Genomic DNA, 21,060 nt, shown 5'->3' with positions numbered 1-21,060 from the left:
AGTGCCAAGAAAGATTTCGGGGATTACAATTTGATGTTGAGCGTCAGCATCCGGTGGCGGAGAGAGCCCTTGCTGAGGTTGAGGCGCTGGGCGGCCAGCGTCTGGTTGCCGTCAGTGCGGCGGAGGGCCTGGGTGATCAGGCTGGCTTCGACCTGGGAGAGGAAGGCGGGGAGGTCGAAGGGGCCGTCGGGGAGGGGGAAGAGGTCGGCGGGGGCGGGGCCGGCGCCGGGGGCGGCGGGGTGGCGCACGGCGTCGGGGAGGCGCTCGGGCTGGATTTCGGAGGTGGTTTCGAGGGCGACGGCGCGCTCGATGGCGTTTTCGAGCTGGCGCACGTTGCCGGGCCAGGAATAGGCTTCGAGCAGCCGGAGGGCTTCCGGGGAGATCGCCGTGATCCCCTTCCCCGCCTTCTGGGTGTAATGGGCGAGGAAGCTCGCGGCGAGGAGCGCGATATCCTCCCGCCGCTCCCTCAGGGCGGGGAGGTGGATGTTGATGACGGCGATCCGGTAGTAGAGGTCCTCGCGGAAGGTCTCCTGGCGGATCCCCTCCTCGAGGTCGCGGTTGGTGGCCGCAATCACCCGGACGTCGACCGGGATCTCGGCCGTCCCCCCGAGCGGGCGCAACCGCCGCTCCTGCAGCACCCGCAGCAGCTTCACCTGCATCGCCGGGGTCATGTCGCCGATCTCGTCGAGGAAGACCGAGCCGCCGTCGGCGGCCTCGAACAGCCCCTTCTTGTTATTATTGGCGCCGGTGAACGCCCCTTTCATGTAGCCGAACAGCTCCGATTCGAGCAGGGTCTCGGGGAAAGCGCTGCAGTTGATCGACACGAACGGCTTCTCCTTCCTCCGCGAGGCCTCGTGGATGGCGCGCGCGACCAGCTCCTTCCCGGTGCCGCTCTCCCCCGTGATCAGGATGGTGCTGTCCCCCATCGCCACCGTCCCGATGGTGCGGTAGACCTCCACCATGCGCGGGCTGCGCCCGACCACGTGGCTCCCCTGCAGCGCCTGAAACAAACTCTGCCCCTGCGCCGCCGCCATCTCGGCGGGGGCGGGGGGGGCGGCGGGCTGCTGCTGGCGCCGCTCCTCGATCGCCCGGCGCACCACGGCGCGGATGTCGTCGAGCTGGAAGGGCTTGGTGACGTAATCGTAGGCCCCGTGCTGCACCGCCTCGATGGCGGTCTCGGTGCTCGCGTAGGCCGTGATCATGACGAACACGGTGTCGGGCACGATCTTCTTGGCTTCGCGCAGGAGTTCCACCCCCGAAAGGTCGGGCATCCGGATATCGCTGACGACGACATCGATCTCTTTCTTCTTGAGGATCGCGAGCGCCTCGCTCCCGCGCGAGGCCCGGTGGACCTCCATCCCCTCGTCCTGGAGCACGATCTCCAGGATCTCGATGATGTTCGGCTCGTCGTCTACGATCAGTACGCTCGGCATTGTTTACCCCGCGGCAATGTGCGGCTCCGGCCCCGCCCCGGGCGGGGCGGACTCCGTGGGGAAGAGGAGGCGCACCCGCGTCCCCTTCCCCTTTTCGCTCTCGAAGGAGATTTTACCCTGATGGTCTTCCATAATCTGAAAAATGATGCTCAGCCCCAGCCCCATCCCGTTCGAGAAGCCGGAGTTGAAAGGCTGAAACAACCGCTCCAGCTCCTCGGGCGTCATCCCGACCCCGCGGTCCTCGAACACGACCTCCGCCCCGTCCGGCGCCCGGCGCACGGTGATCGTCAGCTCCCCCCCGTCCGGCATGGCCCGGATGCCGTTCTGGGCCAGGTTCCAGAAGACCTGTTTGAGCCGGTCCGCGCTCCCCAGGATACGGATGGAGGGGATTTCGTCCTTCAGGGTGACCAGGTATTTCGCCCTGATCTCGGGGCTGTTTTCGAGGAGCGTCACCGAATCGCCCAGGAGCGGGACCAGGTCGAGCCACTCCCGGGCGTAGGTCCGGGGGCGGGCGAAATCGAGGAAGTCCTCGATGAAGGTGTTCAGCCGGTCGCTTTCGCGCACGAGGATGTCGAGCAGCCGGGCGTCCTTTTCGGGCAGGCTCGCCCGCGACTTCAGGATCTCGGCCGAGCCGCGCAGGGCGGTGAGCGGGTTGCGGATCTCGTGCGCGATCCCCGCCGCCATCCTCCCGATCGCGGCCATCCGCTCCTTGAGCCGGACCTCTTCCTCCAGGCGGCGGATCTCGGTCAGGTCCTGGAAGGAGATGATGTAGCCGATCAGCCCCCGGTCGGCCCCGAAGAGGGGGGAGACGCCGAAGCCGAGGTAGCGCCGGGCGCCGCCCGGCACCTCGACCCACTCCTCGTGCCGCAGCGCCCGGGCGCTGCCGAGGAGGTCGGCCGAGCGCACCCGCTGCCAGAATTCGGCGCTGATGATCTTCGCGATCGGCGTCCCGAGGACCTCGGCCTCTTCGCGCCCCGTCAGTTCCGAGGCCGCGGTGTTGAAGGTGGCGATCGTCCCACCCAGGTCGGTGGTGACCAGCCCGCTGCGGATGCTGCGGATGATGTGCTCGTTCAGGTGCTGCAGCTGCTCGAGGGTGTCGATCTTTTCCCGCAGCTCGCTTTCCACCACCCGCAGCCGCCGGTGGAGGTAGGTCCCGAGAAAGGCGACGGCCCAGAACCCCAGCGCGTGCCCCGCGATCCGGAAGGCGGCCTGCAGCGTGTCCGTCTTCGGCCCGGGGAGGCCCGGCAGCCCCAGGTGGGGGGCGATCAACGTGGCGGAGTAGAGGATGGTGCTCAGCGCGGCGGCGAGGATGCCGCCGTTTTTCCCCATCATGAGGCTCGCGTAGATGATGACGAGGAGGTAGAAGGGGACGAAGGGGCTCTCGATCCCGCGGGTCTGGGCCACCAGCACCGTGGCCAGGGCGAGGTCGGCCCCGGCCTGCAGCAGGAGCTGGGCCCGGGGAAAGCGCCGGCCGAACCAGGCGACGAGATAGAGGAGCGACAGGCCGAGCGCCAGGAAATGGAAAAAGGGGAGGAAGGGGAGGGAAAGGAACTGGTCGGGCAGCAGCCCCAGCCGCTGGGCGATGTTGAGCCAGACCAGGAGCACGATGACGCGCAGGACGATGAGCTCGAGCAGGCGCCGGTGGAGATCCTGAGGTTTCATACCTGGGAGGATAAACACTTTTGGGGAAGGAGTAAACAGCGGGATGGGGGGGGAGGGGGGGATCGCGGGGGGCGGCGGGCCGCCCCCCGGCACCGGGTGCGCTTAGCCTCCCGACAGCACCTGGATCAGCTTGAAGAGGGGGAGGTACATGGCGATGACGATGCCGCCGACGACGACGCCGAGGAACACCATCAGGATCGGCTCCAGGATCGTCATCAGGTTGGCCATCACGGTGTCGACTTCTTCTTCGTAGTAGTCGGCCACCTTGGTGAGCATGGAGTCGATTTCGCCCGTCGATTCCCCCACGCTCACCATCTGCGTCACCATGGGGGGGAAGAAATTGGACTGGCGCATCGGGTCGGCCATGTTCCCGCCCGCCTCGATCCGCTGGCGCACCTCGAGGATGACGTCCTCGAGGATGGCGTTCCCGGCGGTCTTGGCCGTGACTTCGAGGCCCTCGAGGATCGGGACGCCGCTCGAGAGCAGGGTGGCCAGGGTGCGGGTGAAGCGGGCGATCCCGATCTTGCGGATCACCTCCCCGATCACCGGGATCTTCAGGATGGCCTTGTCCACCACGTGCCGTCCCTTGTCGGTCTTGTAATAGCTCCTGAAGCCGAAGGCCGCCAGGGCGGCGAGGATGACGATGGGGATCATGAACCGTTCCACGATCTCCGACAGGGCGATCACGACGCGCGTCAACAGCGGCAGGTCGACGTTGAACCCCTCGTAGAGGGTGCGGAACACCGGCACCACCTTCCAGAGGATGACGGCCACCACCCCGACGGCGATGGTCAGGATGGTAGCCGGGTAGATGAGGGCCGACTTGAGCGCCCCCTTCAGCTTGACGATTTTTTCGATGAAGACGCTCAACCGCTGCAGGATCGTTTCCAGGATGCCGCCCGATTCGCCCGCGGCGATCATGTTGGTGTAGAGATTGTCGAACACCTTGGGGTGGCGCGCCATGGCGACCGAAAGGGTGGTCCCCGACTCCACGTCCCCCTTGATCTGCTCGAGCACCGCCTTGAACTCCTTGTTCGGGTGCTGGCTCCCGATGGCGTCGAGGGCCTGGATCAGCGGGAGCCCGGCTCCCAGCATGACCGAAAACTGGCGGGTGAAGATCGCGACCTCCTTCTGCGACACCTTCTTCTTGAAGGAGAAATCGAGCCCCGAAGCCTTCTTCTCGCGGATGGAGGCCGGGGCGATCTGTTCGCGCCGCAGCAGCCCGGCCAGGGCCTGGGGACTGGTGGCGAAACGTTCTCCCAGGACGCTTTCGTTGGTTCGGAGGTTTCGCCCGCGGTATGCATAGGTTGGCATGGCTTATCCTTTCAGAATCATGGACGCATTCCGGCCGCGGCCGGCTGCAGACGGTGGGCCGAGGCCTGCAGGTTGAGCCCGACCCCGCGCTGGATGAGGTCCTGGAGTTCTTCGGCGTTCGACGATTTGTTGAGGGCGTCTTCCCTGCTGATCTGCTTGGTCAGGACCAGGTGCGACAGCGACTGGTTGAACGTCTGCATGCCGTACTTGTCCTGACCCGTCTGCATGGAGCTGTAGACCTGGTGGATCTTGTCCTCGCGGATCAGGTTCCGGATCCCCGTGGTCGGCACCAGGATCTCCATGGCCATGGCGCGCCCCGAGCCGCTCGCCCGCGGGATCAGCGCCTGGCAGAGGATCCCCTCCAGGACCAGGCTCAGCTGGGCCCGGATCTGCGGCTGCTGCCCGGAGGGGAAGATGTCGACGATCCGGTTGATGGTGCTGGCGGCGCTGTTGGTATGGAGCGTGGCCAGGGTCAGGTGTCCGGTCTCGGCGATGCGCAGCGCGGCCTCCACCGTTTCCAGGTCGCGCATTTCGCCGATCAGCACCACGTCGGGGTCCTCGCGCAGCGCCACCCGGAGCGCGTCGGAAAAGGAGTGGGTGTCGGCGCTGACCTCCCGCTGGTTGACGATGCAGCTCTTGTGGGAGTGGAGGAACTCGATCGGGTCCTCGATCGTCAGGATGTGCTCGTTCCGCTCGCAGTTGATCTTGTCGATCATGGCCGCCAGCGTGGTCGATTTCCCGCTCCCGGTGGGCCCCGTAACCAGGATCAGCCCGCGCGGCTTGTCGCACAGCTTCTCCACCACGGGGGGGAGGTTGAGGCTCTGGAACCCCTTGACCTCGAACGGGATGATGCGGAACACCGCGGCGACCGCCCCCCGCTGGTTGAAGACGTTGGCGCGGAACCGGCACAGATCCTTGATGCCGAAGGAGAAGTCGATTTCCCACTTTTCCTCGAACTGGTGCTTCTGCCCGTCGGTCATGACGCTGTAGGCCAGCCGCTTGGTGTCGGCGGCGGCCAGGATCTCGTCGTTGACCGGCCGCAGCCGGCCGTCCACGCGGATCTGGGGGGGCACCCCCGTGGTCAGGTGAAGGTCGGAAGCCCCGGACTGGAGCGTTTTCTGTAGCAGTTCGGGCAAGGTGGCCATCGTTTCACTCCTCGCAATGTCGTTGTGCGCCCGCTAGACCTCCACGGTCTCCCGCAGCACTTCGTCGAGCGTCGTCATCCCGGCGCGGATCTTCTCAAGGCCGCTCTGGCGCAACGTGAGCATCCCCTCCTCCACCGCCTTCTGGCGGATCTCCCGGGCCGAGGCCCCGATGAGGATCAGCTCCTGGATCGCTTCGCTGATTTCCATCACTTCGTACATGCCGACCCGGCCCTTGTAGCCGGTGTCGTTGCAGGTCTTGCACCCCTCCCCCTTGAAGGTGCGCAGCGTCTCGGCCTCTTCGGCCGAAAACCCGGCCTTGACGAGGGCCGGGACGGGGGTCTTGACCTCCGCTTTGCACTCCGGGCAGATCTTGCGGATCAGGCGCTGGGCGCAGATCAGGTGCACCGATGTCGCCACCAGGAAGGGCTCGATCCCCATGTTGAGCAGCCGGGAGATGGTCGACGGGGCGTCGTTGGTGTGGATGCTCGACAGCACCAGGTGGCCCGTGAGCGCCGCCTTGATGGCGATTTCGGTGGTCTCGAAATCGCGGATCTCCCCGACCAGGATGATGTTCGGGTCCTGCCGGAGGAAGGAGCGGAGGGCGGCTGCGAAGGTCAGCCCGATCTGTTCCTTGATCTGGACCTGGTTGATCCCCCGGAAGTTGTACTCGACGGGGTCCTCGGCCGTCATGATGTTGGTTTCGGGGGTGTTCAACCGGTTGAGCGACGCGTACAGGGTGGAGGTCTTGCCGCTGCCGGTGGGGCCGGTGACCAGCACCATCCCGTAAGGCTTGGCGATGGCGGCCTCGATCTTCCGGAGCGAACTCTGCTCGAACCCCAGCATGCTCATGTCGAGCGGCAGCACGTCCTTGTCGAGGATCCGGAGCACGATCTTTTCGCCGAACAGGGTCGGGAGGGAGGAGACGCGGTAATCGATCTCCTTTTTCCTGCCGCCCGACGAGGTCCGGATCTTGATCCGGCCGTCCTGGGGGAGCCGTTTTTCGGAAATGTCCATCTTCGCCATGATCTTCACGCGCGAAGTGATGGCGTCCCTCAGCTTCAGCGGCGGGCTCATCATGTTGTAGAGGATGCCGTCGATCCGGAAGCGCACCCGGAAATCCCTTTCGTAGGGCTCGATATGGATGTCGCTGGCCCCCCGCTTGAGCGATTCCGACAGGATCAGGTTCACCAGCTTGATGATGGGGGCGTCTTCGCTCGAGCGCTGCAGCTGGTCGATGGAGACCTCTTCCTCGTCCCCGCCCGCTTCCAGGTTGAGCTCCAGGCTGTCCTTGTCCCCCTGCGCGATCGCCTCGTAGACCTTTTTCAGCTCGATGGAATGGGCCGTCCCGTAGTACTTTTCGAGCGCCTCCAGGACCGACGCCTCGGTGGCGACCACCGGCTCGACGTTGAAGCCGGTCATGAACTTGATGTCGTCCAGGGCGAAGACGTTGGTCGGGTCGGTACTGGCCACCGTCAGGGTGCTCCCCACCCGGCTCAGCGGGATGACCATGTACTTCTGGGCCACCTCCATCGGGATCAGCTTGATGACCGAGGGGTCGATCTCGAAATAGGCCAGGTTGATGGAAGGCACCCCGTATTTCCGGCTCAACAGGGAGGTGATGTCGTCGTCCTCGACGAACCCGAGCTGGATGAGGATCGACCCCAGCCTCCCGCCGTTCTCCCGCTGGTGCTTGAGAGCGAGGTGGAGCTGCTCCTGGGTCAGGAGGCTTTCCTTGATCAGCAATTCTCCGATTTGAGTGGCCATTGCCCTGTCCGATCCCCTCCCGCAGGAATCCCCGGCCCGCGGCACTTCCGCCGGCGCACCTCCCCGGAAAAAGGGGATGCCCGCGCGGACGCATCCGCTCGTCGGGTATAGTTATCGGCACCGGGGAGGGTTTTATGTACCGATTTTCCGGTCCCGGTCCGGGGGATCCCCTTATCTAACCGGGGCGGGGGGAAATGGGCGAAAAATTCCGGCTCGAGCCGGCCCTTGCGGCCGCCCTGCGGCGGCCCTATAATCCGCAAATGGACCGGATGATAGGGATCCTTGGAGGGATGGGGCCGGAGGCGACGCTGGACCTGTATGATCGCATCATCCGCCTCGTCCCGGCGCGGAAAGACCAGGACCACCCCCGGGTCCTCATCTATTCCAACCCCAAGATCCCCGACCGGACCCTGGCGATCCTGGGCGAGGGGCCGAGCCCGCTCGAGGCGCTGGTCGAGTCGGCGCGAGTGCTCGAGCGCGCGGGCGCCGGCATCATCGCCATCCCCTGCAACGCCTCCCACCATTTTCTCCCCGAAATCGCCCCGCGCATCGGCATCCCGATCCTCGACATGATCGGGGAAACCTGCCGCAGGGTCGTGAAGCGAAGGCCGCCGCTCAAAAGGGTGGGGCTGCTGGCGGCCTCGGGCACGGTGCTCGGCCGCGTGTATCACCGTACCCTGGAGTCGGCCGGGCTCCGGGTCCTGGTCCCCGGCGCACCGGGACAGGAGCGGCTGCACCGCGCCATCATGCAGGTCAAGGCGGGCGCCCACGATGCAAGCACGCGGGAAATCTTTCACCGGGCGGGAAGGAGCCTCGTGCGCCGGGGGGCGCAGGCGGTGATCCTGGGCTGCACCGAAATCCCGCTGGCGTTCGACCCCGAAGCCGCGGGGTACCCCACTTTCGATGCGACGGAAATCCTTGCGGAAGCGGCGGTCGACTGGGCGCTGGGGAAAGAAGGGGGCGGGGCCTGATCTACCCGCCGGCCACGGCGAATACTATCGACAGGACGTCCGAGTCCCCCACCGGGGTCTCGAGGTTGGCGAGCGAGCGGACATCCTCCTCGTTCAGGTAGAGGTTCATGTAGCGCAGGGTCCGCTCCGAGAAGAAGCGCTCCCCGGCCGCGGGGAACCGGGCCTTGAAGGTCTCCAGGACCTCGCCCACCGTCTTCCCTTCCAGCCGGACCTCCGACTCCTGCCCGGTGAACTGGCGGATGATTGCAGGGATGCGGACCGTAACGCTCATCGCTTTCCTCCCCCTCAAAAATAGCATAAACCGGCACCGCGCCGGAGGCCTAATCGACGCCGAAATCGCGCCCGGAGCCGACGTCGCCCGTCACCAGGAGATATTCGCCGGGGGGGAGAGGGTCCTCGGGAACGGCGAGGAAGGAGCCGTCGTCCCGGGCCGACGTCCGGAGCCGGACGAGGTCCTCCTGGGGAAATCCCGGCTTGTTCGTCATCGAGGCCGCCGCGGGGGAGGTCCGGCTGAGCCGCCGTCCCCCCTGGAGCGTGAGCCGGACGATCAGGAGGTCGGCGGGGGAAAACGGCCCGCGGCAGAAAAAGCGCGGGAACCGATCGGTCGTGCGCCGCGCGGCCTTCGCCCCCTCGAGCTCGGTATCCACGAAAAAGCGGGTGTACCCGCCGCTTTCGATGAAGGTCTCGAGGCCCCGGATCCGCGTCCCGGCGACCGGGGCGGGCTCGAGTTCCACCCACTCCGTGCCCCCGCGGAGCACGTAGACCCCCTCATCCGCGGGCGCTTTTTCGAGCCCCGCGGCCGCGGCGGATCCGAGCAACAGCAGCAGCAGAAGCCATCTCATCCCCGAATGGTAGCACACGGGGGAAGGGGGGCTAGAGATCGTAGCCGGAAGCCCTGAGCGCGGCCGCATGCCGCTTCCGGCGCGCGTCGCGCCGCCGCCCCGCCCGTTCATCCTCCCGGTACACGCCGCCTGCGGGCCTCCACCGGTCGATCGACACCGACCCGGTGTGCCACATGTCGGTGGTGAGCCACAGCGCCTGGGTTTCCCCCCCCGCCACCACGACGTGGATATTGTCGGGGGAGGTGTAGGGGGCGACGGGCGTGTCGCCGGGGAGGTCGAGCCAGGAGGCGTAGGGCTGCACCCCGGCGCGCGCGGAGGGCTCCACCAGGGAATAGACGACGTCGGACCCCCAGAACTGCCCGGCGGGCATCCGGAAGTTTTCCGACAGGTAGCGCGCGAGGCTCTCCGGACCGTCAAACCCCCGCTCCTCGAGGTGCCGGGCCACGAGGGGGTCCATCACCAGGGTGAGGGCCCCGTGCATTCCGGGGAAGGCATTCATGAGGATCAGGGTCTCCTCCTCGGCCGGGCGGCGGCACCCGGCCGCTCCCATGCTGTTGACGACGCTCCACCCCTGGAAGAGGCTGAGGACGCTTTCCTCCCGCCCGAACCCCCGCCGCACGTGGAAGGGGGCCCAGATGCTGCGTTCCTCGTTCTCGGCGAAGAGCATGTTCTGGTAATTCAGGTTGTTGCCCGTCGACCCCATGAAGGTCTCCCCCAGCCGGGCGTCCCCCAGGTTCAGGGTCATGAGGGTCCACGCCCTCCCGATCACCGTGTTGGCATGGTTGAAGGGGCTGAGGGCACCCAGGCCCGAATTCATGCCGATCTCCTCCCGGATCGGCCCGTTCACCACCGCCATCCTGCCGAAGGAGGTGGTGGAGCTGGGCATGGAGCACTCGCCGCTGGCCGCGAGCGCCAGGATTACGGGGAGGTGTTCGGGGCCGGCCCCCGCCATCACCGCGCTTACGGCCACCTTCTCCACGGTGTATTCGAGCTTCTCCTGGTGGATAGTGACCGACATGCGCCCCACCACCTCACCGGGGTCGGCCGCGGTCCCGGTGAGCATGTGCGCCACCCGCTCCTCGGTGGGAAGGACGATGGGGGCCCCGTCGGTCCAGCCGCTTTCGAGGAAGAGCCGGTGGAGGTTCTCCTCGGTGTCCGGCTGGAGCAGCCTCGGGCGGGGGGCCTGCCGGGCCGCCCGCGGGTGCCGTTCCTCCTCCGTCAGGGGGGCCGTCAGCGCCTCGACGACCTGGGGCATCAACGGGCGCCCGGTAACGGCGTCGTTCCCCTCGACGTAGCGGCGGAGCACCTCCCGCGGCCTTCCCACAAGGGGATAGGGGGGGAAGGTGAAGCGCAGCTTCATCCCGTGGTTGAGGGCATCGCGCTCCGCGTAGTCGGCGAAGCGGGCGCTGGCCAGCGGGGCGGTGGGGACGCCGTATTTCGATTCCAGTTCCCTGCAATGGGCGGCGACACTCGCCGTGCACCCGTCTCAACCCCCCACGCCGAAGACCACGGCGTCCCCGTCCTGTTGGATTCTGGCCCATGTCTCCGGCTCGTCGGCGAACATGATCCCCCTTTTCCGCTCGAGCACCGTCTTCACCTCGGGAAGATGGCGGTGGAACCAGTCCACCGCCTCCTCGAGAAACTCCCAGCCCCCGCCGAACCCGACGTCGATGAAATAGACCGTCCGCCCCCGCAGGGTGTCCAGGCGGGGGGCCAGGGGAAGGGGCTCCACCTCGGCCGTGGGCTGCCCGCGCGGGTCCAGGACCGCAACCAGCGATGTCGTCGATCTCCCTCCCTGTCGTGCCATGGGGCGCCTCCTTTGATGAAATCTCCCGCGCCCGGTCAGTTCCCCGGGCGCACGGTCTCCCTTTCCCCGCCCAGGCGCAGCACCGCCCCATCGGGCGTGATGCTTTCGAGCAGGTATCTCCTTTCGACCAGCTCCCCCTCGACGTAGCGTCTGCCGTTGATGAAGACCATGCGGTCCTCCGGTCGCTCGCTGTACATATGAACGCTCAGGGTCATCCCCGCCACCGCGTCGCGAAGGGGAACGTCGGGGACGGTCGCGGCGGGCGGGGCACGATTGGCGGCGGAGGCCGGCGCCGGCGGATTCTGTGCCAGGGGCGGCCCGGGCGCCGGGGGATCGGCCCGCCGGGGTACGGGGGAGGGGAGCGCCGCGGCGGCGGGTGTCGCCCGCCGCGGCGCCGGTTCCTCCCCGCCTCCGGCGGCCGGAAGATACCCGGCAGGCGCCTCCGCCGCAACCGGTACGGCGGCGACAGGTTTCCCCTCGGGCGCTTCCGCCCGGGGCGGCAGGTCCCGGTCCGCCCCGGGATAGAAAGCCCAGAGGAGGAGGGCCAGCAGGGCCAGGGCGACCGCACTCACGACCCACCTGCCGCGGCGCGGCGCGCGGGGCTCGGCGTGAACGGAACCGAGATCCGGCACCCGCGCCAGCCCCCGCTCCCGTTCCGCCTTTTTCAACGCATCCAGTATGTACGACATGCTATCGCCTCAGCGCGGGCCCCCGGTCGAGATCCAGGAGAAGGCGGGCCAGGGTCTCCGAGCCGGCCATCCCGTCCGGGATCAACCCTTTTCTTTTTTGAAAGGCGGTGATGCGTTGCTCGAGGTCCCCGTCAAACAGAAGCGGGTCCCCCGGGGAGGGAGCGCCTCCTTCCAGCCGGTCGAGCGTGCTCCGGATCCACCCCACGTCCTCCCCCCGCATCCCGGCCGAAAGGATGCGCACGGGGAACGGGGGCTTCCAGGGGAGGATGAAGGCCCCGTCCCACAACCGGTCGATCTCATCGAGCGGAACCTTTCGCCGGCGCCCCCCGATGTCGAGCAGGGCCGATCCTTCCGCCAGCTGCACCAGCGTCACCCGGTGGCGCCCCCCCCCGGGCATCACCAGTTCCAGGATCACCGGGAGGTTGTATCGGCGCAGTTTCGGCCAGTCGCCGTTCAGAAAGAGGCATTCGAACCCCTCTCGGCCTCCCTCCCGGCACCCCGAATCGGGGGACGCGACCGGGATCTCCGCGCCCCAGAGCCGGTACAGGGCGGTGAAGCTCGCGGCGTCGGTATTGCCGGCGCCGGCAAGTGCGGCTTCCAGCGACACGGCCGCCCCCCCCCCGGCGGGGACGGGGGACCGGGCTTCCGCCGCCGGCGGGACGGTCGGGCCCGGTGTTGTCCGGACCGCGGCGGGGGCCTGGCCCCCGTTGCGTGAGCGGGCCGCGGGGCCGAACAGCCATGCCCCGGCGGCGCCGAGGAGGAGGGCGAGCACGATCCCGGCCGCCAGGGCGGGCCTCAGCCTGGCGCGGAGCGGGACCTGCCCCCGGGTCTCCCTGCTGGCCCGGCGCACGATGCCGGCGCCGATTTTCCTCCGGTCCCGGGCATAGGCCCCGAGCAGGGCCCGGTCGCAGATGATGTTGATGACGCGCGGCACCCCCCGGCTGCGGGCATACACGCTCCGGAGCGCCCACCGGGTGAAGAGCGGCTCCCTCCTCCCGGCGACCAGGAGCCGGTGCCGGACGTAGGCATAGGTCTCCCTGCGCGACAGGGGCTCGAGGTGGTAGCGGGCCGTGATCCGCTGCGACAGCTGACGCAGCCGGCGGCTCCCGAGGATACGGAGGAGCTCCGGCTGCCCGATCAGGATGATCTGGAGGAGCTTCTCGCGGGCCGTCTCCAGGTTGGTCAACAGCCGGACCTGCTCGAGCACGTCGCCGTCGAGGTTCTGCGCCTCGTCGATGATGAGGACCGTCCGGCGCCTGAGGGCGTGAGACTCCAGCAGCCGCCCGTTCAAGGCGTCGACGAGGACCTTGACGCTCGCCGTCTTCTCCGGGTAGGGAACCCGGAGCTCGTCGCATACCGCGGCGAGCAGTTCCGTCACCGTGAGGCGCGGGTTGAGGATCAGGGCGATGTCGGTGTCGGGGGGGAGCTGCCGGATCAGGCAGCGGCAGAGGGTGGTCTTCCCCGATCCGATCTCCCCCGTCAGCTGCACGAAACCTCCCGGCTGCTGCACCCCGTAGAGGAGGTGGGCGAGCCCTTCCCGGTGCCGCCCGCTCATGAAGAGATACTGCGGGTCCGGGGTCAGGGAAAACGGGGGTTCCTCCAGATCAAAGTATTTGAGATACATGCCGCTGCACCGTTCTCCGTAGCTGCGAAATGGCCGGAAGCGCCTCCATCATATACCGAAAACCGGGAAACTCCCAAACGGCGTTTACGCCCCCGGGTCCTGGGGGACTTTCGGGGCATTTGCGCCCGCCCTGATTGATGATAAGATGGCCTTCCCCGGCCGGCGGACGCGTCGGTGAAGACGGGGCAAAGGAGACCGTTTTGAGCCCGAAAACCTGGATTCCGTTCGATGTGCTGGAAGCCTTCATGGTCGACGTCTTCAGGGGGATCGGCGTCCCCGACGCCGACGCCCGGGTCTGCGCGGAAGTCCTGATCACGGCCGACAAGCGCGGGATCGACTCCCACGGCGTCGGCCGGCTGAAGCCCATCTACTACGACCGCATCGTCAAGACCCGCGTTCAGCGCCCGGTGACGCAGCTGGAGGTGGTGCGCGACTGCAAGGCCACGGCCGTCGTGGACGGGCACCACGGGATGGGCATGGTCATCGCCCGCCGCTCGATGGAAATGGCGATCGAAAAGGCCCGCGTTCACGGCCTGGGGATGGTGGCCGCCCGCAATTCCACCCACTACGGCTACGCGGCCCATTACGCGCTGATGGCCGTCGCGGCCGGGATGATCGGGGTGACCGGGACCAACGCGCGCCCCTCGATCGCGCCCACCCATGGGGTGGAGAACCTCCTGGGCACCAACCCGCTGGTGTTCGGCTTCCCCACCGACGATCCCTTCCCCTTCACCAACGATTACGCCACCAGCGTCATCCAGCGGGGGAAGGTCGAACAGTACGCGCGCGAGGGGAAACAGTGCCCGGAGGGGCTGGTCGTCGACCTGGAGGGGAACACCGAGACCGACCCCGGGAAGATCCTCGAGGACCTGCTCCAGGGGAAATGCGCCTTCACCCCCATAGGGGGCCTGGGCGAAGAGACCGGCGGCTACAAGGGGTACGGGTTCGCCACCGCGGTCGAGATCCTTTCGGCCGCCCTGCAGCAGGGGGCTTTCCTCCGTCAGCTCGGCGGGGTGGACGCCCAGGGGCGCCCCGCCCCCCACGCGCTGGGACACTTCTTCATCGCCATCGACATCGAGTGTTTCACCGACCTCGCGTCCTTCAGGAAGACGGCGGGCGACATCCTGCGCACGCTGCGCGGTTCGCGCAAGAGCCCCGGCCGGGACCGCATCTACACCTGCGGGGAAAAAGAATACCTCGCCTGGCTCGAGCGGGAGAAAACAGGGGTCCCGGTCGACCCCGTCGTCCAGGGCGAGCTGTGCGCCATGCGCGACGAGCTGGGCCTCCCCTACCGCTTCCCCTTCGAGGCGGACGGAGCCCCGCGGACGGGGTAGAGACGGTCCTCTTCGACCCCGCGGAAATAATCGCCGTGCGCCGTCGTCAGGATGAAGCGCAGGGTGGGGGAATATCTCCGGCTGACGAAAGCCCGCTGGAACTGCCCCGCCACCGCTTCGAGGTATTTCTCCGCCCGCTCCCGGGGGCCGTAGCGGCCCGCATTGTAATGGCCGATCGCCTCGAGCACGTCCCCGCCGGCCCCCTCGAGGAAAATGGAAAAGAAGCTGTAGGCCCCCGCGCGGATCGAAACCCACGGTTTCAGGAAGTCGCTGTCGCTGCAGTCCCTGAACTCCGGAAGCCCGCGCAGCCTCCTCCTCAACGGCTCCGATATCTGGAGAAAACCCAGGTCCGCCCTCCCGGTGGCGGGGTCCCGATGCACCATCTTGTCCAGGTCGAACTGGCTCTCGACCCTTCCGATGGAGGCCAGGATCCGCGCGGCCTCCTCCCGCCGCATCCCCTCGGGCGCGTACACCCCGGTCCAGTGGCGCACCATGCGGTAGGCCGCGATCTTGAGGACCGGGTCGGGCACCGTGCGCCACTCCCGGACCCCGATCCCGGGCCACAGCGACGGCTCGAGGTATCTGCGGTATCGATCGATCTGGATCTGGAGGATCAGCTGTCGGAGCGGCCGCGGGAGCTGGTCGTATTGGACGGAGCGGAACACCTCCCACGGCAGGAATTCCCGCCCGTTCCCGAACGACGCTGAATCGAAAAGGCTCATGTGGCCGCGGCGGTAACGGTTGAAAAGGATCTCGTCGCTCAGGAACCGGTGCTCCACTCCGTCGATGACGACCCCGAGTTCCACCGGCGTCAGGCCGTAACGCCACCGGGCGCGGTCGTAGGCGCGGTTTCGGTCCGACAGGGCCCTGGCCAGCAGATCCCGGTCCGCCTCGTCCATCCCCCGCAGGAGACGGTCCGAGTGCGCGGCGAAGACCCTCCGATGCAACCGCGGATCGTGAACGGCCATGGCCCGCAAACCGGCGAACGCGGCGCCCAGGGCCTGGAGCCGGGTCGCCGCGAGCCCGATTCCCGACGTGGAAAGAGCGAGAAGGGCGAAGCCGCAGGCGGCCGGCAGGAGGAGGAGAAGGACGCCCTTCCGGGCCCACGGTCTACCCCGAGGACCGGGCCCTTTCCCGAACCGCAGACGCAGGGGCATGAGCGCTGTCTCCCCTTTTGAATCGAAGGCGCCGCCCGCGGCGCCTAATCTCCGAAGCAGGTCCCCACGTTGCGGCCGGCGAGGATGAGGGGGTGGTCCACCGGGACCAGCCGCTGCTTCCCTTCCGCTTCCTCGAGCGGGATGTGGGTCACCGTCCGCCCCTTCATTACGACCAGGCGCGAGCGTTCCCCCGCGCAGAGGATCTCGATCGCCTTGTAGCCGAATTCGGTGGCCAGGACGCGGTCGGCCGGCACCGGGCTCCCCCCCCGCTGCACGTGACCGAGCTTGACCGTCCGGGTCTCGATCCCGGTCGCCCCCTCGACCTGCTCGGCCAGGACCTGGCCGATGCCGCCGAGGCGGATCGGATCGGGGCTCGTGGGGTCCACCCGGTCGACCACCTGCTTCCCCCCGACGGGGATGGCGCCCTCGGAGACGCAGATGATGCTGAAGCGCTTGCCGTGCCGGGCCCGGTAGGTCACGTAATCGCAGATGATCTTGACGTCGAACGGGATCTCCGGGATCAGGATCACGTCCGACCCGCTGGCGATGCCGGAATGGAGCGCGATCCAGCCCGAGTTGCGCCCCATGACCTCCACGATCATGACTCGGTGGTGGCTGGCCGCCGTGGTGTGGACCCGGTCCAGCGCGTCGGTGGCCACGCTGACGGCGGTGGCGAACCCGAAGGTGACATCCGTCCCGTAAAGGTCGTTGTCGATGGTCTTGGGGACGCCGATGCAGTTGATCCCGAGGCGGATGAAATCGGACGCGATCGCCATCGACCCGTCGCCGCCGATCACGACCAGCGCGTCCAGGTGGTTGTGCGCGATATGCTCGAGGCACCGGTCGGTGACGTCCCGGTTTTCGATCCTGTCGTTGATCTTCACAGCGTAGTTGCGGGGCGACACCTTGTTGTTGGTCCCGAGGATGGTCCCCCCGAGCGTCAGGATGTTGCTGACCGATTCGTTGTCCAGCATCCGCATGCGGTTCTGGATCAGCCCCAGGAACCCGTCCTCTATCCCCATGACCTCCAGGTGGTGCGATCCGAGGGCGGCCTTGGCGACCGCCCGGATGACGGCGTTGAGTCCGGGGCAGTCCCCCCCCGAGGTCATGATCCCGATGCGATGGATGTTGTTCATATCGATTCCCTTCCCTCCGCCGATCCTTCCCTGTGGATCCCTCTCCCGCCCGCGTCTCCCGGGCACACATCCGGATCTCCCCTTACGGCCGCCGGCGGTCCGGAACCGGCGGGGCCCCCCTTATTTCCGGAGCGCCAGCGCCCGCCGCAGGTTGTTCTCCGCCGGCGGGAAGCCGGGGCGGATCTCCAGCGCCCGCGAAAAATGGACGATGGCCGGGTTGACGTCCCCCCCGGCCATCAGCGCCGTGCCCAGATGGTTGTGGGTATCGGCGTTCTCGGGGTCGAGTTCCAGGGCCGCCCGGAAATGGACGATGGCCTCTCCGAGCCGCGACCGCCCCTGGGACGCCAGGGAGAGGCCGAGGTTGACGTGGGCCTGGACGTAGCCGGGGTCGATCTCGAGGGCGCGGAGGTACTCCCGGGCCGCCTCCGCGTGCCGGCCGGCCGAAGCGTAGGCCGTCCCGAGGTTGTTCCGGGCGGCCTTGTCCCGGGGATGGAGCCCGGCTTCGCGCGAAAAATAGTCGATCGCCTTCTCCGGCCTCCGGTTCTCGAGGCTGATCGCCCCCAGGTGGGAGTAGAGCGGGGCCTTGTCCGCCGCCTGCCCGAGACGCGCCGTGACCGCCTCCTCCTGGGCCGCGTAGCACCGCTCGCGGATGGCGGGATCGGTCAGCGCCCGGAACTCGGTGACCAGGTTCAGCCGGCAGAACCGCTCGACGTTGGCCGCATGCCGCTCCCTCTCCGCCGGCGTCGCCGCGGCGAGGTTCACCCGGTACTGCAGGGCCGAGCTGTCGACTCCGCGGAAGTTCAGGAAATATTCCGCGTAGGCCACCTGCCGCTCCACGTCGTCCTGGTTCTCCCGGATGGCGGCCGCCAGCCCTTCGCTGACGCCGTACCCGGCGGCGGAGCCGATCCGCCGGATGATCGTGTCGTCCATGACGTGCATCGCCCGGGGGGCGTGGTACTCGAGCAGCGGGTGGTTGTCGGTGTGAATCGGCCCCTTGGCGAAGAGCGAGGGGAGGCTGTCGCTGACGATCAGGTTCTGGAGGATCCGGCCGTCCGCAAGGCGGATATTGCCCGATCGGGCCGCATAGGCCAGGTTCGCCTCCGCCGTCCGGGCGTCCAGCCCCCCCTCCCCCCGGATCCCCACGAAGAGGAAGCTCGAGGGGCGGGCCGGGTTGGTCGACACCAGCAGGCTCCGGGGAAAGGCGGAGGCGAAGGTCCGCCCGATCATGGAAAAGGCCTCCCAGTCCATCTGGTAGGCCGGGATCCACTGGACGAACATCCCCCCCGGTTTCAGCCGGGAGGCCACCAGTTCGAAGAAGTCCCGGGTGTACAGGGCGGCGATCCCCGACATCCAGGGGTTGGACGGTTCGCTGGTGACGAGGTCGTACTTCCGGCTGGCCAGTTCCAGGTGCGCCCTCCCGTCCTGCACGATCAGCCGGGTGCGCGGGTCCTCCAGCACCCGGTTGTTCCAGGGGGTGAAGAAACCGCTCGCCTCCACCACCTGCTCGTTGATTTCGACGACGTCCAGCCGTTTGACCGGGTAGTGAAGGATTTCGCCCGCCGTTATCCCGCTCCCGAGGCCGATGACCAGTACGTCGTCGGGGGCGGGGTGGTACAGGAGGGGGAAATGGGCCAGGAGCGTCTGCGTGTCCATGTCCCGCGTGGAGGAGGCGTCCGGCTTGCCGCTGTTGCACAGGTTGTAGTTGACGTCCCCCAGCAGTCCGGTCGATTCGAGCACGGTGGTGAACCCGCCGATGCCGTCCCCGTAAAAGAGGAGCTTTTCCGATTTCAGGTCGGGGAAATGCTTCTCCCAGGCCAGGAGCGACTCGAGCCACCCGATGTCACGAAGCTCGGGCCGGTCGAAACGGTGGTACTTCCCCATGGAGAGCATGACGTGGTCCCAGCTGGGGAACGCCGCCATCAGCCCGAACCCCAGGAGCGCGGGGAGGGCCAGGGCGAAGCGGCGGGGGAAGGTGCTCCGCCGAGCGGCGGCGATGACGAGCCACGCCCCGAGCGCGGCGGCGAGCTGGAGGCCGATAACCAGGCGGAGGCCGTTTTCCTTGCCGAGGAAGGGGATCAGGACGAAACCCGCCACGGCGGAGCCCAGGACCGCACCGATGGAATTGACGGCATAGGCGTAGCCGATGGAGCGGCCGGTGGCCGCGAGCGACCGGGTGTAGATCTTCCCCACCAGGGGGAACGCGGCGCCGAGCGAGAAGGTGGTCAGGAACATGAACCCGAAGAGGACGATCCCCTTCATGAGGTAGAGCGAACCGAAGCTGTCCTGATGGAGATGGATCAGCTTGGCGAAGAAGATCTGGCTGTCGCCGATGACCTGGCTCGCCAGGAGCGCCGTGAGGGCGGCGGCCATCTGGGTCAGGACCAGGAGCACGGCCGGGAGTTTGACCCGGTCCCCCAGCCACCCGAAGAAAAAGCTCCCGAGCGCCAGCCCGGTGATGAAGGTGACCAGGACGACGGTGAAGGAGTAGGTGGTCGGCCCGACCAGCAGCCCCAGGAGCCTGGTCCAGATCACCTCGTAGGCCATGGCGCAGAACCCGGTGACGGCGAACACCGCGAGCACGACTCCGACGGGCACCACCTCCCCGGCGGGGGGAGCGGGCTTGCGGGGCCTGGGCGCCCGCGGCCCGGTCCCTTCCTCCGTCTCCTGCGGCGCGATCCAGCCCGTCCGGCGCCGGCTGACCAGGAGGCATAGGAGACCGATGCCGGCGTTGAGAAGGACGGCGACGGCGAGAACCCCTCGCACCCCGACGAGGTTGATCAGCCAGAAACCGCACAGCAGCGACCCGGCGGCCGAACCGATGGTGTTCAGCCCGTACAGCCGCCCCACGTGCGTCCCCACCCGGGAAAGCGTGTTGACGAAAAACCGGCTGAGCACCGGGAGGGTGGCCCCCATGAAGGTGGCCGGGAGGATGAGGACGAGGGCGCACCCGGCGAAGGTCAGGAGGTTATACAGGAGGAAATGGTCGAATAGCCGGTTGTAGATCCAGGCGTACAGGGGCTTGAAGAGGAGGAGCAGCAGGGGGAGGAGGAGGCAGTAGAGCCCGATCCCCAGTTCGAGCAGGCCGTAGACCCGGATCAGTTTTTCCGGCCGGGCGACGCGGTCCACCGTCTTCCCCGCAACGGCGCTCCCCAGCCCGAGCCCCGCCATGAAGACGGCCAGCACGATGGTGACCGAAAAGGGGGAGCTCCCGATGATGCCGACGATCATACGGGTCCAGAGGACCTGGTAGATCAGGCCCGTAATCCCCGAGACCAGAAAGCAGGCGAGAATCAGCAGGTAAAGCATAGTCCACCGTTTCCTCGAATCGACGTTGGCGGCGCCCGCGCCGCGGGCTGCCGCGCGTGCGCCTGGGCGTCAAGGCGAGTAGTATGATCAAACTCCCCGCGGATTGCAAATTGTCTCTGGCCGTCCCCCGCTGGCAATCCGGGGTCCGGGATCTTATGTTGTTTCAGGCCGAAGTCGGCCGGGAAGGAGGGGGGTTCCATGAGACTGCGCACCCGCGTTGCCGTCCTGACCGTCGTCCTGGGCCTCATCGGATGCGGCCCAGGGGCGGACAAGCTCCCCGCCGCGCGGGGGAAAGGATCCGCGGATATGGAGAAAAGAGACGAGGCACGCTTCCGGTCGGCCACCTTCGCCGGCGGCTGTTTCTGGTGCACCGAGGGGATTTTCGAAAGGCTTCGGGGGGTCGAGCGGGTGGTCTCCGGCTACAGCGGCGGGCACGTGGAGCGTCCCACCTACGAACAGGTGAGCGGGGGGGACACGGGGCACGCCGAGGCCGTCGAGATCACCTACGACCCGGCGGTGATTTCCTACGCCGAACTGCTCGAGGTGTTCTGGAAGACCCACGACCCCACCACGCCGAACCGCCAGGGGTACGACGTCGGGCCGCAATACCGCTCGGTCGTCTTCTATCACGACGGGGAGCAGAAAGCCCTGGCGGAGGAGCTGAAAGCGCGCCTCGAAGCGGAGCGCATCTGGGACCGGCCCATCGTCACCGAGATCGTCCCCCGCGGGGTATTCTGGCCGGCGGAGGACTACCACCAGGACTACTACGACCGGAACCCCGAAAAGGCCTATTGCCGCAGCGTCATCACCCCCAAGATCGAGAAATTCCGCAAGATCTTCAGGGATAAGATCAAGGGAACCGGGTAAGAGGGCGGG

17 protein-coding genes are annotated in these 21,060 nt (G+C 67.6%); 3 read left to right on the top strand and 14 right to left on the bottom strand.

What is annotated here, in order from left to right; genetic code table 11:
* Positions 1-23 precede the first annotated feature (23 nt).
* The 5 genes from GXY47_10715 to pilB all read right to left on the bottom strand — a co-directional run bounded on the left by GXY47_10715 (position 24) and on the right by pilB (position 7,318).
* On the bottom strand, positions 24-1,433 hold the full coding sequence (locus tag GXY47_10715; GenBank protein NLV31612.1) for a sigma-54-dependent Fis family transcriptional regulator: 1,410 nt from the start codon (positions 1,431-1,433) through the stop codon (positions 24-26).
* 3 nt (positions 1,434-1,436) lie between these two features.
* Positions 1,437-3,095 carry a PAS domain S-box protein gene (locus tag GXY47_10710; protein NLV31611.1) on the bottom strand — a complete coding sequence of 553 codons (1,659 nt, stop codon included), beginning with the start codon at positions 3,093-3,095 and terminating at the stop codon, positions 1,437-1,439.
* 102 nt (positions 3,096-3,197) lie between these two features.
* A complete protein-coding gene (locus GXY47_10705; GenBank protein ID NLV31610.1) occupies positions 3,198-4,409 on the bottom strand; it encodes a type II secretion system F family protein in 1,212 nt (403 codons plus the stop codon).
* Between the two features lie 17 nt (positions 4,410-4,426).
* Positions 4,427-5,554, bottom strand: a complete 1,128-nt coding sequence (locus GXY47_10700) for a type IV pilus twitching motility protein PilT (GenBank protein NLV31609.1) — start codon at positions 5,552-5,554, stop codon at positions 4,427-4,429.
* 33 nt (positions 5,555-5,587) lie between these two features.
* Entirely contained in the window at positions 5,588-7,318 is a 1,731-nt protein-coding gene (pilB, locus tag GXY47_10695; GenBank protein NLV31608.1) for a type IV-A pilus assembly ATPase PilB, read from the bottom strand.
* Between the two features lie 194 nt (positions 7,319-7,512).
* On the opposite strand from pilB, the gene GXY47_10690 reads away from it, so the two are divergent.
* Complete coding sequence (locus GXY47_10690) at positions 7,513-8,289, top strand: amino acid racemase (GenBank protein ID NLV31607.1); 777 nt, start codon at positions 7,513-7,515, stop codon at positions 8,287-8,289.
* A 1-nt stretch (position 8,290) separates the two neighbouring features.
* On the opposite strand, the gene GXY47_10685 is transcribed toward GXY47_10690, so the two are convergent.
* From GXY47_10685 to GXY47_10660, 6 genes are all read right to left on the bottom strand, one after another.
* On the bottom strand, positions 8,291-8,560 hold the full coding sequence (locus tag GXY47_10685; GenBank protein NLV31606.1) for a MoaD/ThiS family protein: 270 nt from the start codon (positions 8,558-8,560) through the stop codon (positions 8,291-8,293).
* Between the two features lie 49 nt (positions 8,561-8,609).
* Entirely contained in the window at positions 8,610-9,131 is a 522-nt protein-coding gene (locus tag GXY47_10680; GenBank protein ID NLV31605.1) for a hypothetical protein, read from the bottom strand.
* Between the two features lie 31 nt (positions 9,132-9,162).
* Positions 9,163-10,491 carry a hypothetical protein gene (locus GXY47_10675; protein ID NLV31604.1) on the bottom strand — a complete coding sequence of 443 codons (1,329 nt, stop codon included), beginning with the start codon at positions 10,489-10,491 and terminating at the stop codon, positions 9,163-9,165.
* Positions 10,492-10,617: 126 nt separating this feature from the next.
* On the bottom strand, positions 10,618-10,938 hold the full coding sequence (locus GXY47_10670) for a hypothetical protein (GenBank protein NLV31603.1): 321 nt from the start codon (positions 10,936-10,938) through the stop codon (positions 10,618-10,620).
* Between the two features lie 35 nt (positions 10,939-10,973).
* Positions 10,974-11,627 carry a general secretion pathway protein GspB gene (locus tag GXY47_10665; GenBank protein NLV31602.1) on the bottom strand — a complete coding sequence of 218 codons (654 nt, stop codon included), beginning with the start codon at positions 11,625-11,627 and terminating at the stop codon, positions 10,974-10,976.
* Position 11,628: 1 nt separating this feature from the next.
* The gene (locus GXY47_10660) at positions 11,629-13,251 is read right to left on the bottom strand and encodes an AAA family ATPase (GenBank protein ID NLV31601.1); all 1,623 of its coding nucleotides are present in this window, start codon (positions 13,249-13,251) and stop codon (positions 11,629-11,631) included.
* Positions 13,252-13,388: 137 nt separating this feature from the next.
* Here GXY47_10660 and GXY47_10655 point away from each other — a divergent pair, with 137 nt between their 5' ends.
* Positions 13,389-14,585 (top strand): Ldh family oxidoreductase, encoded by a 1,197-nt coding sequence (locus tag GXY47_10655; protein NLV31600.1) that lies wholly within the window; start codon positions 13,389-13,391, stop codon positions 14,583-14,585.
* On the opposite strand, the gene GXY47_10650 is transcribed toward GXY47_10655, so the two are convergent.
* The 3 genes from GXY47_10650 to GXY47_10640 all read right to left on the bottom strand — a co-directional run bounded on the left by GXY47_10650 (position 14,540) and on the right by GXY47_10640 (position 20,184).
* A complete protein-coding gene (locus GXY47_10650) occupies positions 14,540-15,742 on the bottom strand; it encodes a transglycosylase SLT domain-containing protein (protein ID NLV31599.1) in 1,203 nt (400 codons plus the stop codon). The genes GXY47_10655 and GXY47_10650 overlap by 46 nt on opposite strands.
* A gap of 44 nt (positions 15,743-15,786) precedes the next feature.
* Complete coding sequence (locus GXY47_10645) at positions 15,787-16,878, bottom strand: 6-phosphofructokinase (GenBank protein ID NLV31598.1); 1,092 nt, start codon at positions 16,876-16,878, stop codon at positions 15,787-15,789.
* Between the two features lie 120 nt (positions 16,879-16,998).
* Positions 16,999-20,184, bottom strand: coding sequence for a fused MFS/spermidine synthase (locus GXY47_10640; protein ID NLV31597.1), 3,186 nt, complete (start codon positions 20,182-20,184; stop codon positions 16,999-17,001).
* A gap of 198 nt (positions 20,185-20,382) precedes the next feature.
* Here GXY47_10640 and msrA point away from each other — a divergent pair, with 198 nt between their 5' ends.
* On the top strand, positions 20,383-21,051 hold the full coding sequence (gene msrA, locus GXY47_10635) for a peptide-methionine (S)-S-oxide reductase MsrA (GenBank protein ID NLV31596.1): 669 nt from the start codon (positions 20,383-20,385) through the stop codon (positions 21,049-21,051).
* Positions 21,052-21,060 lie beyond the last annotated feature (9 nt).

The organism is Acidobacteriota bacterium (assembly GCA_012729555.1).
GTDB lineage: Bacteria > Acidobacteriota > UBA6911 > UBA6911 > UBA6911 > UBA6911.
This window is presented reverse-complemented; position numbering and strand designations above follow the sequence as displayed.